This window comes from Pseudomonas brassicacearum (assembly GCF_003732265.1).
Taxonomy (GTDB): domain Bacteria; phylum Pseudomonadota; class Gammaproteobacteria; order Pseudomonadales; family Pseudomonadaceae; genus Aquipseudomonas; species Aquipseudomonas brassicacearum_D.
Genome location: NZ_MOBK01000153.1, coordinates 1 through 250, shown reverse-complemented (window position 1 = coordinate 250; position 250 = coordinate 1). Strand labels below are relative to the sequence as shown.

Genomic DNA, 250 nt, shown 5'->3' with positions numbered 1-250 from the left:
CAGACCATGATCGATTCGCGCGCCGTGCTGTAGCGCTGGTGCCCACGCCTCGACACGGCCTGTTTGCGGGAGGAAATCCTGTGCGGGATCTTCGGCGTAGAGGCGCACCTCCATTGCATGCCCGTTGAGTTGGACCTGATCCTGAGTCAGCGGCAATGGCTGACCTTCGGCAACCAATATTTGCCACGCCACCAGATCCAGCCCGGTGATCAGTTCGGTCACCGGGTGTTCCACCTGCAGGCGCGTGTTC

At 61.6% G+C, this 250-nt stretch carries 1 protein-coding gene; it reads right to left on the bottom strand.

Annotation, left to right across the window (positions count from 1 at the left end; translation table 11 throughout):
• Positions 1-250, bottom strand: a 250-nt coding sequence (locus BK660_RS30540; RefSeq protein WP_473087026.1) for an ATP-binding protein, incomplete at both ends; no start/stop codon positions are given.